This window comes from Streptomyces sp. NPDC059828 (genome assembly GCF_042731955.1).
Taxonomy (GTDB): Bacteria; Actinomycetota; Actinomycetes; order Streptomycetales; family Streptomycetaceae; genus Streptomyces.
In genome coordinates, this window is the sequence record NZ_JBHWIW010000083.1 from 1 (window position 1) to 14,789 (window position 14,789).

Sequence of the window (14,789 nt, forward strand, 5' to 3'; positions counted from 1 at the left end):
GGCTCCGACGAATCCGTCGGAGCCCGCCGCTGTGTCACTCAGTCGCGTCAGGCGCGCACGACCACCGTGCTGCACACCTTGTCGGCGAAGGTCTGCTTCTTGCTGTCCCAGATCGGCCACAGCCATCCGAGGTAGCAGGCCAGGCTGTCGAGGAAGTGGGCCAGCTTGCGGACGAAGGCCATGCCGAAGCCGAGCGTGGAGCCGTCGGCCTCCTTCAGCAGGCGGATCTTGAGGGCCTTCTTGCCGATCGACTGACCGGTCGTGCCCTCCAGGTAGAGCTGGTAGAAGAACATGCCGATCAGGTACACGAAGCCCAGGATGCCCAGCACGGCGAAGCCGCCGTCGTTCGCCGAGCTGCTGATGGCCACGCCTATGCCCGCCAGCAGGTAGTACGGACCGACGATGATCAGCATGTCCAGCAGGTAGGCGCCGAACCGCAGACCCCAGTGGGCGAGTTCCGGCATCTGCCCGTACCCGGGCTGCTGGCCGTATCCGGCCTGGGGGTACGCGGGCGCCTGGGGGTACTGGCCGGGCTGCTGGGGGTAGCCGTAGCCCTGCTGCGGCACGCCCTGCGGGGCCTGCTGCGGGTAGCCGTATCCGGGCTGGCCCTGCGGGGGCTGCTGGGGCTGCTGTCCGTAGGGGTTGTTCGGGTCGCCGAAGCTCATGGCGAGGGTTCCTCCGTTGGTTTTGCGGGGACGGCGCGGTCCTGACGGAGGAGAATCACAAAGATCGTGCGGTGTGCCCCCCGACACTGCCCGCGGCACTGCGCCCGGACATCGTGGTGGTAACGCCGGTTTTTTGTCCAGTCGATAAGAGTATGTGTTGCATAAGTGCAACCTCGTGTCACCGTGTGGTGTCCCTAATTGGAACAGGGCAGGGGTCATCCGCGAGGATGGGGTCATGACCGCCCAGATTCTCGATGGCAAGGCCACCGCAGCCGCTATCAAGTCCGACCTGACCGCCCGTGTGGCGGCGCTCAAGGCTGCGGGTGTCACGCCCGGCCTGGGGACGCTGCTCGTCGGTGAGGACGTCGGCAGCCAGAAGTACGTGGCAGGAAAGCACCGTGACTGTGCGCAGGTGGGCATCGCGTCCATCCAGCGTGAACTGCCCGCCACCGCCTCGCAGGAGGAGATCGAAGCGGTCGTCCGGGAGCTCAACGACAACCCCGAGTGCACGGGCTACATCGTGCAGTTGCCGCTGCCCAAGGGCATCGACACCAATCGCGTACTGGAGTTGATGGACCCGGACAAGGACGCGGACGGACTCCACCCCATGAACCTGGGGCGCCTGGTGCTCAACGAGAAGGCGCCGCTGCCCTGCACCCCTGCGGGCATCATCACGCTGCTGCGCCGCCACGGCGTGGAGATCAAGGGCGCTCATGTCGTGGTCGTGGGGCGCGGGGTCACCATCGGGCGGCCGATGCCGCTGCTGCTGACCCGCAAGTCCGAGAACGCGACGGTGACGCAGTGCCACACCGGTACCCGTGACCTCTCCGCCCAGCTTCGGCAGGCCGACATCATCGTCGCCGCCGCGGGTGTGCCGCACCTGGTGAAGCCGGAGGACGTGAAGCCGGGCGCGGCGGTGCTCGATGTGGGCGTCAGTCGTGACGAGACCGGGAAGATCGTCGGCGACGTGCACCCCGGCGTCACCGAAGTGGCGGGCTGGGTCGCCCCGAATCCCGGTGGCGTCGGCCCGATGACCCGGGCGCAGCTCCTGGTCAATGTCGTCGAGGCGGCAGAGCGGGCCGCGGCCGGCGCTGCGGGCTGAGCGGTCATGGGCAAGCCCGCACCGGGACCGGACACCCCGGATCGTGACGCCGACGGCGCACACGAGACGCCTGACGAAACGCCTGACGGTATGCCTGACGAAACGCCCGGCGAGGCGCGTGACGAGGCGCGCGTGACGGGCGATCCGGTTGCGTCCGGAGGAGATCGTGGGGGAAGTCACGAGGGAGATCGGGACGAGGGCGGCCTGGGGGAAGCGCAGAGGACGAGTGCGTCCCGGTCCCGTCGTCCGCCCAAGGTCACCCGCGACACCGCCCGTCCGGAAGGCGGAGGTCGGGCAGCGCCAGGCGACGCCCCCGCCCCCGCCCGCCAGTGGCCGCTGCTCACGGTGATCGGGACGGCGGCGCTGGGACTGCTGATCGTCGGCGCCGACCCGTTCCCGCAGTCCTTCCGTGTCGGCACGATCCTCGTCGGCGTCGCCCTGCTCACCGGAGCGGTGCTGCGCCGCGTGCTGCCCTCCGTGGGCATGCTGGCGGTGCGTTCGCGGTTCACCGACATGATCACGTACGGGCTGCTGGGCATCGTGATCGTGCTGCTCGCGCTGATGGCCCAGCCCAAGCCCTGGCTGGAGGTCCCGTTCCTGGAGGGCGTGGTCCGCATCACCGTCCGGTAGGTATCGCCGCGTCGGCTGCTCCAGTCGGCCTTCGTCGGCCCCCGCCCCGTCTTGTACGGCGGCGGGGGCCGACGCTTCTCAGCAGGAGGAGGCCGAGCTGATGCGGATCTTGTCGACGACCCACGAGTTGAAGTACGTGGTGTTCTCGGGCGGGGTGCACCAGGTGTTGCCGTTGGTGAAGTGGGTGTAGACGATGTCGTCGCGACGGGTGTTCACCATCCGGTCGGCACCTTTGCTGGCGCCCAGGTTCTGCCAGCCGCTGGTGACGTCCTTGAACTGTCCGGTCTTCGTGCTGCCCTTGTAGAAGCAGACGTACGGCCAGTTGCACGAGGCCTGGAGCCCCGCGTCCGACTGGGAGGTCGCCCCGGCCGTGGGGGCGAGCGAGAGGCCGGCGCCGATGGCTGCTGCGGCGACGGCGAGCACGATGCGCTTGCGGGCGGCGTTCATGTGTCTGTTCCCTCCGTTGTCCGCCCGGGCGTGGCCACCCGGCACGGAATCCGACTGTCGCGCGCCAACTCCGCTTCTCTCCAGGGAAATCCGGCGGGTTGAGACCTTGTGGGACGTCCCGCGCGCTGAGCTGCCGGGACGCGTTCATGCATGACCACACCGTGGGACGCAAGGGTCTTGTCGTCTTCTCGCCAAAGCCGCGAATGAGGTGGAATCGTCACTGTCGGTAGTGATCTCATGGAGTGGAGGAAACCGGAGGAACCGGACCGGAATCGGGGGTGTGCCATGTCCAGATGGAAGGAACTGCCGGCCGCGCTGGCCGACCATGAGCGCAGGCTGATCGCACAGTTGCGCAGGCTCAAGGACCACAGCGGGCTCAGTCTCACCGCGCTCGCGGACAGGACCGGCTACAGCCGCTCGTCCTGGGCGCGTTACCTCAACGGCAGGCAGCCCGTGCCCCGGGGCGCTGTCGAGGAGTTGGCCCGGGTGTGTGCAGTGGAGCCGACGCGGCTCGTCGTGCTCTGTGAGGTCGCCATACGGGCCAGGGGGCCGGCAGGGGGCGGCATAGCCGGCGGGGCGCGCCGGTGACGAGCCGCCCCGAGTGTGAGCAACTGGTCGGTGAGCTGCGGCGGCTGCGGGCGCGGTCGGGGCTGAGTCTGGCCGCCCTGGCGGCCCGCACCCCGTACAGCAAGTCGTCCTGGCAGCGCTATCTGGGCGGCGAGCAGCCCGTGCCGCGTAGTGCCGTGGAGGCTCTCTGCGCGGTCACCGGTGAGCCCTCGCGCCCGCTGCTCGCGCTGTGGGAGCTCGCGGACGCGGTGTGGAGCGGCAGGGCCGTCCGGGCTCAGGAGGTGCCCGTCGATGGCCGAGGCGGGCGGAGTCCGGTCGGACCCTCACCGGAGGAGGAGGCGCTCTCCGGGGTGCCTTGGTGCGAGGCGGCCCGGGTCCCCCGTCGCGTCTGCGTGGCGACGCTGCTGACCTCGCTGGCGACGGTGGTGGTGGTCGCGTTCGGGGTCGTGCTCGTCCGCCGCCTGTGTCGTGCTCGTCCGGCATGACCGCCGCCGTGCTGTGACGGGCCCATCCTCTCCCCCGTGGGAGGACGGGCGCCGTCGTGGGCAACAGCGTCATGCACGCGCCAATCGCGATGCAAGCGGGATTAGGTGTCTGTGGCACGGAAGTGACGGTTCCGCTGTGGTGTGATCGTGGCGCGGCGGATGCGAGACTGATTCGGGCTTCGGGGCAGGGGCGCACGCGGGGAGTGCGTAAATGTCCCGAATGCTCCCCGTGCGCCCCAGTCGCAGGAACTGACATCCTGGCTCTGCGCATCCCTCCGGGCGAGCCCGGAGGCGTGGCAGGGGGCACCACAGCGCGGGGCACATCAGGCACGTCGGGGGGACAAGGGGGAAGCAATGCCTCGTTGGAAGGCGCTACCGGAAGAGTTGGACCCTCAGGTCAAGGAGTTCGCGAGCCAGCTGCGCAGGCTCGTGGACCGCAGCGGGCTGAGTATCGCGGCCGTCTCGGACCGGACAGGGTTCAGCAAGACGTCGTGGGAGCGCTATCTGAACGGGCGGCTGCTCGCACCCAAGCGCGCGATCGTGGCGCTCGCCGAGGTGACGGGGACGAACCCGGGCCACCTCACCACCATGTGGGAGCTCGCGGAGCGTGCCTGGAGTCGCGCCGAGATGCGGCACGACATGACCATGGAAGCCATCCGTATTTCGCAGGCGCGTGCGGCACTCGGGGAGTTCGGCGCGGACGCGCCGGGCGGACCCGGCGGCATGGCCGGGTCCTCGAGAACGGCGGCGCCGCCGTCCGGCCCGGGCAGTGAGGCGTACGGCTCTGCCGATCCCGCCCAGGGCGGGGGTCGGCGCGCCATTCCCCAGCAGCGAGGCGGAGGGCACGCGGCCGCTCCGGGCTCAGCTGACCGGGGGCGCGGCCGGGGTGGTCGCAGCAGGGTGCCGCTGTTCATCGCCGGCGTCGTCGGCGCGCTCCTGGTGGTCGCGGCGGCCGTGCTGCTGACCGACCTCGGGGGAGGCGGCGAAGAGAAGAAGGGCGGCACTGTGGCCGAGGCGCCGTCCGCCGCGCCCAGCACCAGCACCCCCGAGCTGCCCGCCGGGGTCAAGTGCACCGGCGCCGACTGCACCGGCCAGGACCCGGAAAGCATGGGGTGCGGCGGTCAGCTCGCCACCACATCCGCACGGGTCACCGTCGGTACGGCTGTCGTGGAGGTCCGCTACAGCGAGACCTGCGCGGCTGCCTGGGCCCGGATAACCAAGGCGGCGGCGGGGGACAAGGTCTCCATATCCGCAGGCGAAGCAGCGGAGAACGGCCTGGTCAACGCGGACGGGGACGCATACACCCCGATGGTCGCGGTGGCCTCGAAGGCGGATGCCGAGGCCTGCGCGACGCTCACGAGCGGGACGAAGGGGTGCACGACCGAGCAGTGAGCGAGGGTGGCGGTGCGCGCGGTGAACAGCGGTGCGTGCCGTGAGGGGCGGTGCGCGCGGCGAGTGGCGCGCTCGCCCGCCCGGGCGGAGTGCGGCCTGAGTGAGCCGCGCCACAAGGGGGCGGCACTCTCAGGGGGCGGCAGTGGGGCGGCCCCCGGGTCGGATAGCCTGACGCCGGATATCTCTTCACGTCGAGAGATCGATCAGTACGGTGGAGGTATCCAGCACCCGGGGCAGGGAACCCCACCGCCAGCTGTCTTACGGAGATCGCTATGACCCGCACTCCCGTGAATGTCACCGTCACCGGCGCGGCCGGCCAGATCGGTTACGCACTGCTCTTCCGCATCGCCTCCGGCCAGCTGCTTGGCGCGGACGTGCCGGTCAAGCTGCGCCTGCTGGAGATCCCGCAGGGTCTGAAGGCTGCCGAGGGCACCGCCATGGAGCTCGACGACTGTGCCTTCCCGCTGCTCCAGGGCATCGACATCACCGACGACCCGAACGTGGCGTTCGACGGTGCCAATGTCGCGCTTCTGGTCGGCGCGCGTCCGCGGACCAAGGGCATGGAGCGCGGTGACCTGCTCTCCGCCAACGGCGGCATCTTCAAGCCACAGGGCAAGGCCATCAACGACCACGCCGCGGACGACATCAAGGTCCTCGTCGTCGGCAACCCGGCCAACACCAACGCCCTCATCGCGCAGGCCGCGGCTCCGGACGTTCCGTCCGAGCGCTTCACGGCGATGACCCGGCTCGACCACAACCGCGCGATCTCGCAGCTCGCCGCCAAGACCGGCGCCGCCGTCTCCGACATCAAGCGCCTGACGATCTGGGGCAACCACTCCGCGACCCAGTACCCGGACATCTTCCACGCGGAGATCGCCGGCAAGAACGCCGCGGAGATCGTCAACGACCAGGCCTGGCTGGCCGACACCTTCATCCCGACCGTCGCGAAGCGCGGCGCGGCGATCATCGAGGCCCGTGGTGCCTCCTCCGCGGCCTCCGCCGCCAACGCCGCCATCGACCACGTCCACACCTGGGTCAACGGCACCGCCGAGGGTGACTGGACCTCCATGGGTATCCCGTCGGACGGCTCCTACGGCGTCCCGGAGGGCCTCATCTCCTCCTTCCCGGTCACCTGCAAGGACGGCAAGTACGAGATCGTCCAGGGCCTGGACATCAATGAGTTCTCCCGCACTCGCATCGACGCGTCGGTCGCGGAGCTGGCGGAGGAGCGCGACGCGGTCCGCGGTCTCGGTCTGATCTAGCTTTCTGCGGCTTCTGCCGTATTCGCCTCTGGGGCGCCACACCGCGGTGTGGCGCCCCAGAGCACTTTGAGGGCTCCTGTGCCAACCTGGGCCCATGACTCCCGGTACCGGAAGCGGACACGAGCAGGGCGGCCCCCGTCTGGTGCTGCTGCGGCACGCCAAATCCGCCAGGCCGGAGGGTGTCGAGGATCCTGAGCGCCCGCTTGCCCCGCGGGGTCGCAGTGACGCCGCGGAGGCCGGTCGGCTGCTGCGCGAGATGGACTGCGTGCCGGACCTGGTGCTCTGCTCTCCCTCCCGCAGGACCCGCGAAACCTGGGATCTCGTAGCCGCCCCGCTGGGTGGCGCCCAGCTGCCGGTGTCGTACGACGACCGGGTGTACGAGGCCGGACCTGACGCGCTCATCGCCGTGCTCCGCGAAGTACCCCCGGAGACGGGCACCGTTCTGGTGGTGGGCCACAACCCAGGCATCGAGGAGCTCTCCGCCACACTCAGCGGCGACGCGGACCTGGATTCCCTCGCCTGGATGACGGAGAAGTTCCCGACCTCCGCCTTCGCGGTGTTCGCCCTCGGTACGGGCTGGGCGGCACTGGTACCCGGAGCGGCCCGGCTGGTGTCGTTCGTCGTCGCCAGGGCGTCGACCGACTGACCGCGCCCACGACTCCCACGGCCGGGTCCGTCTCCTGCCGGTGCCCGCGGAGCACGGGCCGCCCGCCGCGGACCATGGTCATCGCGGACGCGCCGTCGCGCCGGGCCCGGACAGTTTCAGCCTGATCGAGCAGCCTGACTCGCGCAGCTCGACCGAACGCATGTGCGACCCGGTGCGGGTTGGCCCCTGTCGGGCGCGGTTGTCGCATCCCTTCGCACCGCCGTTCGGGCTCGCTCGCCGGCCAACCGGAGTGAGGCCGACCACTTCCAGCCACCCGTCACGCATGCTTTGGCGCCCCCGGGGCAGGCGATCCGTTCACCAGTCTTCGCTGGTGAGAGACATACCGGGAATGGAAGGCCAAACGCGACGTGTCGGTACAACTGACCATCCACGTGGACGGAGATTGGCGCAAAGCCGACTCCGGAGCCACGCGAGAGATCCTCGACCCCGTCGACGCCACCGCCTTCGCCATCGTGGCGGAGGGTGGTGCCGCGGACACCGACGCCGCGATCGCCGCCGCGCGCCGCGCGTTCGACCAGGGGGAGTGGCCCCGTACACCGGTGGCCGAGCGGGCGGCGCTGCTGCGGCGGGTCGCGGGGCTGCTGCGGCGGGACCGCGAGGAGCTCGGGCTGCTCGAGAGCCGGGACGCCGGTAAGACGGTGGAGGAAGGGCGCATCGACATCGACTGCGTCGCCGACGCGTTCGCGTACTTCGCCGACCTGGTCATGAACGAGACCGGACGTGTCGTGGACGCCGGCTCCAGCGAGATCCACAGCGTGGTCGTGCACGAGCCCGTGGGCGTCTGCGCGCTGATCACGCCCTGGAACTATCCGCTGCTCCAGGCAAGCTGGAAGATCGCCCCGGCGCTCGCGGCCGGCAACACCTTCGTGATCAAGCCCAGCGAGCTCACCCCCCTGACCACGGTCGCGCTGATCCGCCTTCTCCAGGAGGCCGGGCTCCCCACGGGCGTCGCCAACATCGTCACCGGAGCGGGCCACACCGTCGGCGCCCGGCTCGCCGAGCACCCGGATGTCGACCTCGTCTCCTTCACCGGTGGCATCGTCAGCGGCACCAAGGTCATGCGTGCCGCTGCCGAGACCGTCAAGAAGGTCGCCCTGGAGCTCGGTGGCAAGAACCCGAACGTGGTCTTCGCCGACGCCTGCACCACCAGCGCGGGCTTCGACACCGCAGTCGACCAGGCCCTGAACGCTGCCTTCATCCACAGCGGCCAGGTCTGCTCGGCCGGTTCCCGGCTGATCATCGAGGAGTCACTGCGCGAGCGCTTCGTGGACGAGCTCGCCCGCCGCGCCGAGAAGATCCGTATCGGCCGCGGCACGGACGACGGCGTCGAATGCGGTCCCCTCGTCTCCGCCCAGCAGCTCGCCAGGACCGAGGAGTACGTGGCCTCCGCCCTCGCCGAGGGCGCCGTACTGCGCGCGGGCGGCACCCGGCCCGAAGGCCCCGGCTACTTCTACCGCCCGACCGTCCTCGACCGCTGCCACCGCGGTATGCGCGTCATCCGCGAGGAGGTCTTCGGGCCGGTCCTGACCGTGGAGACCTTCCGCACCGAGGACGAGGCGGTCGCCCTCGCCAACGACACCGAGTACGGCCTCGCGGGCGGCGTCTGGAGCGGCGACCCCGGACGCGCCAGGCGGGTCGCCGGCCGGCTGCGTCACGGCACGGTCTGGATCAACGACTTCCACCCCTACCTTCCCCAGGCGGAGTGGGGCGGCTTCGGCAAGTCCGGTATCGGCCGGGAGCTCGGCCCGGCCGGGCTCGCCGAGTACCGCGAGACCAAGCACATCTACCAGAACCTCGCCCCGCGCCCCGTGCGCTGGTTCGCAGGCTGAGACAGACGCGGAGCAGGACACACCATGAACAAGCCCACGCACATACCCGAGTACGACTATGTCGTCGTCGGGGGCGGCACCGCGGGTTCGGTGATCGCCTCCCGGCTCACCGAGAACCCAGGCACCACCGTCGCCGTCATCGAGGGCGGCCCCAGCGATGTCGGCCGGGACGACGTGCTGACCCTGCGCCGCTGGATGGGTCTGCTCGGCGGGGAGCTCGACTACGACTACCCGACCACCGAGCAGCCGCGCGGCAACTCCCACATCCGGCACAGCCGCGCCCGGGTGCTCGGCGGCTGTTCGTCGCACAACACCCTGATCGCCTTCAAGCCGCTGCCGTCCGACTGGGACGAGTGGGAGGAGTCCGGCGCCAAGGGCTGGAACGCGGCGGCCATGGACCCGTACTTCGACCGGCTGCTCAACAACGTCGTGCCGGTGGACGAGGCCGACCGCAACGCCATCGCCCGCGACTTCGTCGACGCCGCCCAGGCCGCGCTCGGCGTCCCCCGCGTCGAGGGCTTCAACAAGAAGCCGTTCGACGAGGGCGTCGGCTTCTTCGACCTCGCCTACCACCCCGAGAACAACAAGCGGTCCTCGGCTTCGGTCGCCTATCTCCACCCGGTGATGGACGAGCGTGCCAACCTCACCATCCTGCTGGAGACCTGGGCGTACCGGCTGGAGCTGGACGGCACCCGCGCCACCGGCGTGCATGTCCGTGGCAAGGACGGTGAGGAGCAGCTGATCACCGCGCGCCGCGAGGTCATCGTCTGCGCCGGCGCGGTCGACACCCCGCGCCTGCTGATGCACTCCGGTATCGGCCCCCAGGCCGATCTGGAGGCGCTCGGCATACCCGTCGTCCACGATCTGCCGGGCGTCGGCGAGAACCTGCTCGACCACCCCGAGTCGGTGATCGTCTGGGAGACCCACGGGCCGATCCCGGAGAACTCGGCGATGGACTCCGACGCCGGTCTGTTCGTGCGCCGGGACCCCGAACACCAGGGCCCCGACCTGATGTTCCACTTCTACCAGATCCCGTTCACCGACAATCCGGAGCGGCTCGGCTACGAACGCCCGCCGCACGGCGTGTCGATGACCCCGAACATCCCCAAGCCACACAGCCGTGGCCGTGTGTACCTCACCAGCGCCGACCCGGCGGTCAAGCCCGCGCTCGACTTCCGCTACTTCACGGACGAGGACGACTACGACGGCCGCACGCTCGTGGACGGCATCCGCATCGCCCGCGAGATCGCCAAGGCCGAGCCGCTGGCGGGCTGGCTGAAGCGGGAGGTCTGCCCGGGGCCCGAGGTGACGGGCGACGAGGAACTGAGCGAGTACGCGCGCAAGGTCGCGCACACCGTCTACCACCCGGCAGGCACCTGCCGCATGGGTGCGGCCGCCGATGAACTCGCGGTGGTGGCGCCGGACCTGAAGGTCCGGGGCCTGGACGGAATCCGTATCGCGGACGCCTCCGTCTTCCCGACGATGCCTGCCGTGAACCCGATGATCGGCGTCCTGATGGTGGGCGAGAAGTGTGCCGAACTGCTCAAGGAAACGGGGAGTGAGACCCGATGACCGAAACGACCAATGCGACCGTGACAGACGACTCGACCGCCACGAACGACTCGCCTGTGTTCGCCGTACGCAACCTGTGGAAGGTCTTCGGGCCCAAGGCCGAGCGTGTCCCGCAGTCGGCCGAGCTCGCCGATCTCGACCCCACCGAGCTGCGTGAGCGCACCGGCTGCACCGCCGCCGTACACGATGTGAGCTTCGACGTGCGCCGCGGCGAGGTGTTCGTCGTCATGGGCCTGTCCGGCTCCGGCAAGTCGACCCTCGTCCGCTGCCTGACCCGGCTGATCGAACCGACCTCCGGTTCGATCGCGATCGACGGCGAGGACGTGCTGTCGATGGACAAGACACGGCTGCGTGAACTGCGCAGGCACCGGGCCTCGATGGTGTTCCAGCACTTCGGCCTGCTGCCGCACCGTTCCGTGCTCGACAATGTGGCGTACGGCCTGGAGATCCAGGGCCTCGGCCGGTCGGCCCGCCGCGCCAAGGCCGCCGAGTTCATCGCCAAGGTCGGCCTCGACGGCATGGAGCACCGCCGCCCCGGCCAGCTCTCCGGTGGCCAGCAGCAGCGCGTCGGCCTCGCCCGTGCCCTGGCCGTCGACCCCGAAGTGCTGCTCTTCGACGAGCCGTTCAGCGCGCTCGACCCGCTGATCCGGCGGGACATGCAGGACGAGGTCGTCCGGCTGCACCGCGAGGAAGGCCGCACGATGGTCTTCATCACCCACGATCTGAGCGAGGCGCTGCGCCTGGGTGACCGGATCGCGCTGATGCGGGACGGGCGGATCGTGCAGCTCGGCACGCCCGAACAGATCGTGGGTTCGCCCGCCGACGACTACGTACGGGACTTCGTCCGCGATGTGCCGCGTGAGCAGGTCATGACCGTACGTACGGCGATGCGCCCGGCCGAGGACGCCAAGGAGGCCGAGGCCGGTCCCGCCGTGGCACCCGACGCCACCGTCTCCGAGGCCATCGAGGCGGTCGCCCGCGTGGGCATGCCCGCCCGGGTGATGGAGAAGGGCCGCTGCATCGGCGTGGTCGACCACGCCGCGCTGCTCGCCGTGGTCGCCGGCACCGACATACAGGCGGTGGCGGCATGACGAGCAGGAGGAAACCCGGCCCGGATACCGCGACTCGGAAGGTGAGGTGGTGCGGATGAGCGGCGTGACCGTGGACTCAGTGACCAAGGCCAAGAAGCCCGACGCAGTGGGGTCGGCGCTCGCGCAGCCCGGTGGTCTCGGCGACTTCGTACGCCGCCGCCGCGGACTGCTCGCGGGCGGCGCCGCCCTGGCCGTGCTCGTGGTGCTCGGCGCGCTGCTGCTCGGCGGCGGAGGCTGGCCCTCCGCGCTGACCGTCGACATCTCGGCGCCGCTCGACGACGCCAACGACTGGGTGATCGACAACCGCGACACCCACCCCGTGTTCCTCTACTTCCTGCTGCATCTGTCCAACACGGCCACTGACGGGGTCAACGCCGTGTACCAGGGCCTTGACGCCCTCGGCTGGCTCGGTGTGGTGGCGGCCGGAGTGCTGGTCGCCTGGCGCGCCGCCGGTCTCGGGGCGCGCGGCGCCCGGGTGGCGCTCACCGCGCTCGGGGCGTTCGCCGTGTGCGGGCTGCTCGGCATGTGGGACGCCACGCTGATCACCATCGCGCTGATGGTGGTGGCCGTGGCGGTGGCCGCCGTGCTCGGCGTGCTGATCGGGCTCCTCGCCGGGATCTTCGACCGGTTCGACCGGGTACTGCGCCCGGTGCTGGACACCATGCAGGTGCTGCCGGCGTTCGCGTACCTGCTGCCGTTCGTGCTGGTCTTCGGCACGGGTACGCCCGCCGCGCTGTTCTGCACGGTCATCTACGCGGCCCCGCCGATGGCCCGGCTCACCGCGCTCGGCCTGCGTGGCGCCGACCCCGGGGCCCTGGAGGCGGCTCAGTCGCTCGGCGCCAGCGGCTGGCAGCGGCTGTGGACGGCCCGGCTGCCGCTCGCGCGCAAGCAGATGCTGCTCGGCCTCAACCAGACGATCATGATGGCGCTCTCGATGGTCGTCATCGCCGCGCTCGTCGGCGCGGGCGGCCTCGGCGAGGAGGTCTACTCGGCGCTGTCCACGACGGACGTCGGCAAGGCCTTCGCCGCAGGCGTCCCGATCGTGCTCATCGCGATCTGGCTGGACCGTACGACGGCGGCGGCGGGCGACCGCCTGGCCGCGACGGAGCCGGGTGGCGGCTGGCTGCACGGTGGCAGGGCCTGGGCGCTGGTCGCCGTGGGCGCCGGTGCCGCAGCCGCCGTGCGCACCACCACCTGGCCCGAGGCGTGGACGTACGAGATCTCCACGCCGGTCAACCAGGCCCAGGAGTGGATCACCGAGAACCTCGCCTTCGTGGAGGTCTGGGCCCGGGAGTTCACGCTGTGGATCCTGAACCCGCTGCGGGACACGCTGATGTGGCTGCCGTGGTGGTCGGTGCTGCTGCTTGTGGCAGCCGTGGCCTGGCTGGTGGGCAACTGGGTCTCCGCGCTCACCGCGACCGGCGCGATGGCCGCCGTCGGCGCGCTCGGCGTCTGGGCCAAGTCCCTGGACACCCTGTCCCAGGTGCTCGCGGCGCTGGTGGTCACGCTGGTGCTGGGCATCCTCGTGGGTGTGCTCAGCGCACGGGCCGGATGGCTGGAGCGGCTGCTGCGTCCGCTGCTGGACGCGATGCAGACGATGCCGCAGTTCGTGTACCTGATCCCGGTGGTCGCGCTGTTCGGCGCCACCCGTACTTCCGCGATCGTCGCGGCGGTCGTGTACGCGCTGCCCGCTGTCGTCCGGATCACCACACAGGGCCTGCGCGAGGTGGACCCGGGCGCGATGGAGGCCGCGCGCTCGCTCGGCTCCTCCGCACGCCAGCAGCTCCTCGGCGTCCAGCTCCCGCTGGCCCGACCGGCCCTGCAACTCGCCGTCAACCAGGGTGTGGTGCTGGTGCTGGCCGTGGTCGTCGTCGGCGGTCTCGTCGGTGGCGGTGCGCTCGGTTACGACGTCGTGAAGGGCCTGTCCCGGGGCGAGATGGGCCTCGGCATGACGGCGGGTCTCGCGATCGTCTGCCTGGGACTCGTCCTGGACCGGATCACCCAGCCGACGGCGCGTACCGCACGCAAGCACGGCTGACCCCCGCCTTCCCCAACCCTTCCCGCTTTCCGACAGGAGCACCAAGCACCATGCGTACTGCTATTCGCACCGCCACCGCGCTCGTCAGCGCCGTCGGCGTCCTCTCCCTGACCGCCTGCGGCGCCGCCGACACCGGCAAGAGCAACGACGTCGGCGGCGACAAGACCGTGAAACTGACCGTCCCCTCCTGGGTCGGTGCTCAGGCCAACGTGGCCGTGGCCAAGCACATCCTCGAGAAGGAGCTCGGCTACAAGGTCAAGACCCAGCAGATGGGCGAGGTGCTCGCCTGGGACGCGCTGTCCAAGGGCGACATCGACGCGGTCCTCGAGGACTGGGGCCACCCCAAGGAGGAGAAGCAGTACCTCGAGACGAAGCAGTCCGTCGTCAAGGGTGGCGACCTCGGCGTCACCGGCCACATCGGCTGGTACGTGCCGAAGTACTTCGCCGACAAGCACCCGGATGCCACCGACTGGAAGAACCTCAACAAGTACGCCGAGGAATTCAAGACGGCGGAGAGCGGCGACAAGGGTGAGCTGCTCGAGGGCTCGCCCGACTACGTCACCAACGACGACGCGATCATCAAGAACCTGAAGCTGGACCTGAAGACCAACTACGCGGGTTCCGAGGCCGCCCAGATCACGGCGATGAAGAAGTACGCGAAGGCGAAGAAGCCCTTCCTGACGTACTGGTGGACCCCGCAGTGGCTGAACGCCGAGATCGACATGGTCGAGGTCAAGCTGCCCGAGTACAAGGAGGGCTGCGACGCCGACCCGAAGAAGGTCGCGTGCGCCTACCCGCACACCCCGCTCCAGAAGTACCTCAACGCCGACTTCGCCAAGAAGGGCGGCGAGGCGGCCCAGTTCCTGAAGAACTTCAAGTGGACGACCGACCAGCAGAACGAGGTCGCGCTGATGATCGCGGACGAGAAGATGTCGCCGGAGGCCGCGGCGGAGAAGTGGGTCAAGGAGAACGAGGCCACCTGGAAGGCCTGGCTCCCGAAGAAGTAGCGGTTGCCTGAACCGACCGTACGAGCGGGCGATCC

The 14,789-nt window shown here is 70.1% G+C and carries 14 protein-coding genes; 12 read left to right on the forward strand and 2 right to left on the reverse strand.

The annotated features are described in order from the left end of the window. Positions 1 to 47 precede the first annotated feature (47 nt). Positions 48 to 665 (reverse strand): RDD family protein, encoded by a 618-nt coding sequence (locus tag ACFV6V_RS30410; RefSeq protein WP_385571060.1) that lies wholly within the window; start codon positions 663 to 665, stop codon positions 48 to 50. Positions 666 to 900: 235 nt separating this feature from the next. Between ACFV6V_RS30410 and ACFV6V_RS30415 the strand changes: the two genes are divergently transcribed. Continuing rightward, entirely contained in the window at positions 901 to 1,767 is an 867-nt protein-coding gene (locus ACFV6V_RS30415; protein ID WP_385571061.1) for a bifunctional methylenetetrahydrofolate dehydrogenase/methenyltetrahydrofolate cyclohydrolase, read from the forward strand. A 90-nt stretch (positions 1,768 to 1,857) separates the two neighbouring features. Then, complete coding sequence (locus tag ACFV6V_RS30420; protein ID WP_385571062.1) at positions 1,858 to 2,397, forward strand: DUF3017 domain-containing protein; 540 nt, start codon at positions 1,858 to 1,860, stop codon at positions 2,395 to 2,397. A 78-nt stretch (positions 2,398 to 2,475) separates the two neighbouring features. Here the strand turns inward: ACFV6V_RS30420 and ACFV6V_RS30425 are convergent, their stop codons facing one another. Further along, positions 2,476 to 2,844, reverse strand: coding sequence for a hypothetical protein (locus tag ACFV6V_RS30425; protein ID WP_385571063.1), 369 nt, complete (start codon positions 2,842 to 2,844; stop codon positions 2,476 to 2,478). Between the two features lie 285 nt (positions 2,845 to 3,129). Between ACFV6V_RS30425 and ACFV6V_RS30430 the strand changes: the two genes are divergently transcribed. From ACFV6V_RS30430 to ACFV6V_RS30475, 10 genes are all read left to right on the forward strand, one after another. Further along, a complete protein-coding gene (locus tag ACFV6V_RS30430; RefSeq protein WP_385571064.1) occupies positions 3,130 to 3,432 on the forward strand; it encodes a helix-turn-helix domain-containing protein in 303 nt (100 codons plus the stop codon). Further along, complete coding sequence (locus tag ACFV6V_RS30435; RefSeq protein WP_385571065.1) at positions 3,429 to 3,896, forward strand: helix-turn-helix domain-containing protein; 468 nt, start codon at positions 3,429 to 3,431, stop codon at positions 3,894 to 3,896. The genes ACFV6V_RS30430 and ACFV6V_RS30435 overlap by 4 nt, the downstream gene beginning before the upstream one ends. A 354-nt stretch (positions 3,897 to 4,250) precedes the next feature. After that, entirely contained in the window at positions 4,251 to 5,288 is a 1,038-nt protein-coding gene (locus ACFV6V_RS30440; RefSeq protein ID WP_385571066.1) for an XRE family transcriptional regulator, read from the forward strand. A gap of 272 nt (positions 5,289 to 5,560) precedes the next feature. Continuing rightward, positions 5,561 to 6,550, forward strand: coding sequence for a malate dehydrogenase (locus ACFV6V_RS30445; RefSeq protein WP_385571067.1), 990 nt, complete (start codon positions 5,561 to 5,563; stop codon positions 6,548 to 6,550). A gap of 94 nt (positions 6,551 to 6,644) precedes the next feature. Further along, the gene (locus ACFV6V_RS30450; RefSeq protein ID WP_385571068.1) at positions 6,645 to 7,196 is read left to right on the forward strand and encodes a SixA phosphatase family protein; all 552 of its coding nucleotides are present in this window, start codon (positions 6,645 to 6,647) and stop codon (positions 7,194 to 7,196) included. A gap of 368 nt (positions 7,197 to 7,564) precedes the next feature. After that, positions 7,565 to 9,046: an aldehyde dehydrogenase family protein gene (locus ACFV6V_RS30455; protein WP_385571069.1), complete on the forward strand. Its 1,482-nt coding sequence runs from the start codon at positions 7,565 to 7,567 to the stop codon at positions 9,044 to 9,046. A gap of 24 nt (positions 9,047 to 9,070) precedes the next feature. Next, positions 9,071 to 10,618, forward strand: a complete 1,548-nt coding sequence (locus ACFV6V_RS30460; RefSeq protein ID WP_385571070.1) for a GMC family oxidoreductase — start codon at positions 9,071 to 9,073, stop codon at positions 10,616 to 10,618. Then, positions 10,615 to 11,709, forward strand: a complete 1,095-nt coding sequence (locus ACFV6V_RS30465; RefSeq protein WP_385571071.1) for a glycine betaine/L-proline ABC transporter ATP-binding protein — start codon at positions 10,615 to 10,617, stop codon at positions 11,707 to 11,709. Before ACFV6V_RS30460 ends, ACFV6V_RS30465 begins: the two co-directional genes overlap by 4 nt. A gap of 55 nt (positions 11,710 to 11,764) precedes the next feature. Further along, positions 11,765 to 13,747, forward strand: coding sequence for an ABC transporter permease (locus tag ACFV6V_RS30470; RefSeq protein WP_385571072.1), 1,983 nt, complete (start codon positions 11,765 to 11,767; stop codon positions 13,745 to 13,747). A gap of 50 nt (positions 13,748 to 13,797) precedes the next feature. Then, positions 13,798 to 14,754, forward strand: a complete 957-nt coding sequence (locus ACFV6V_RS30475; RefSeq protein WP_385571073.1) for a glycine betaine ABC transporter substrate-binding protein — start codon at positions 13,798 to 13,800, stop codon at positions 14,752 to 14,754. Positions 14,755 to 14,789 lie beyond the last annotated feature (35 nt).

Excerpts from the sequence above, each read along its gene's own strand:
- ACFV6V_RS30410 (WP_385571060.1), bottom strand. The coding sequence starts at position 665 with ATGAGCTTCGGCGACCCGAACAACCCCTACGGACAGCAGCCCCAGCAG.
- ACFV6V_RS30415 (WP_385571061.1), top strand. The coding sequence starts at position 901 with ATGACCGCCCAGATTCTCGATGGCAAGGCCACCGCAGCCGCTATCAAG.
- ACFV6V_RS30420 (WP_385571062.1), top strand. The coding sequence starts at position 1,858 with ATGCCTGACGAAACGCCCGGCGAGGCGCGTGACGAGGCGCGCGTGACG.
- ACFV6V_RS30425 (WP_385571063.1), bottom strand. The coding sequence starts at position 2,844 with ATGAACGCCGCCCGCAAGCGCATCGTGCTCGCCGTCGCCGCAGCAGCC.
- ACFV6V_RS30430 (WP_385571064.1), top strand. The coding sequence starts at position 3,130 with ATGTCCAGATGGAAGGAACTGCCGGCCGCGCTGGCCGACCATGAGCGC.
- ACFV6V_RS30440 (WP_385571066.1), top strand. The coding sequence starts at position 4,251 with ATGCCTCGTTGGAAGGCGCTACCGGAAGAGTTGGACCCTCAGGTCAAG.
- ACFV6V_RS30445 (WP_385571067.1), top strand. The coding sequence starts at position 5,561 with ATGACCCGCACTCCCGTGAATGTCACCGTCACCGGCGCGGCCGGCCAG.
- ACFV6V_RS30450 (WP_385571068.1), top strand. The coding sequence starts at position 6,645 with ATGACTCCCGGTACCGGAAGCGGACACGAGCAGGGCGGCCCCCGTCTG.
- ACFV6V_RS30460 (WP_385571070.1), top strand. The coding sequence starts at position 9,071 with ATGAACAAGCCCACGCACATACCCGAGTACGACTATGTCGTCGTCGGG.
- ACFV6V_RS30465 (WP_385571071.1), top strand. The coding sequence starts at position 10,615 with ATGACCGAAACGACCAATGCGACCGTGACAGACGACTCGACCGCCACG.
- ACFV6V_RS30470 (WP_385571072.1), top strand. The coding sequence starts at position 11,765 with ATGAGCGGCGTGACCGTGGACTCAGTGACCAAGGCCAAGAAGCCCGAC.
- ACFV6V_RS30475 (WP_385571073.1), top strand. The coding sequence starts at position 13,798 with ATGCGTACTGCTATTCGCACCGCCACCGCGCTCGTCAGCGCCGTCGGC.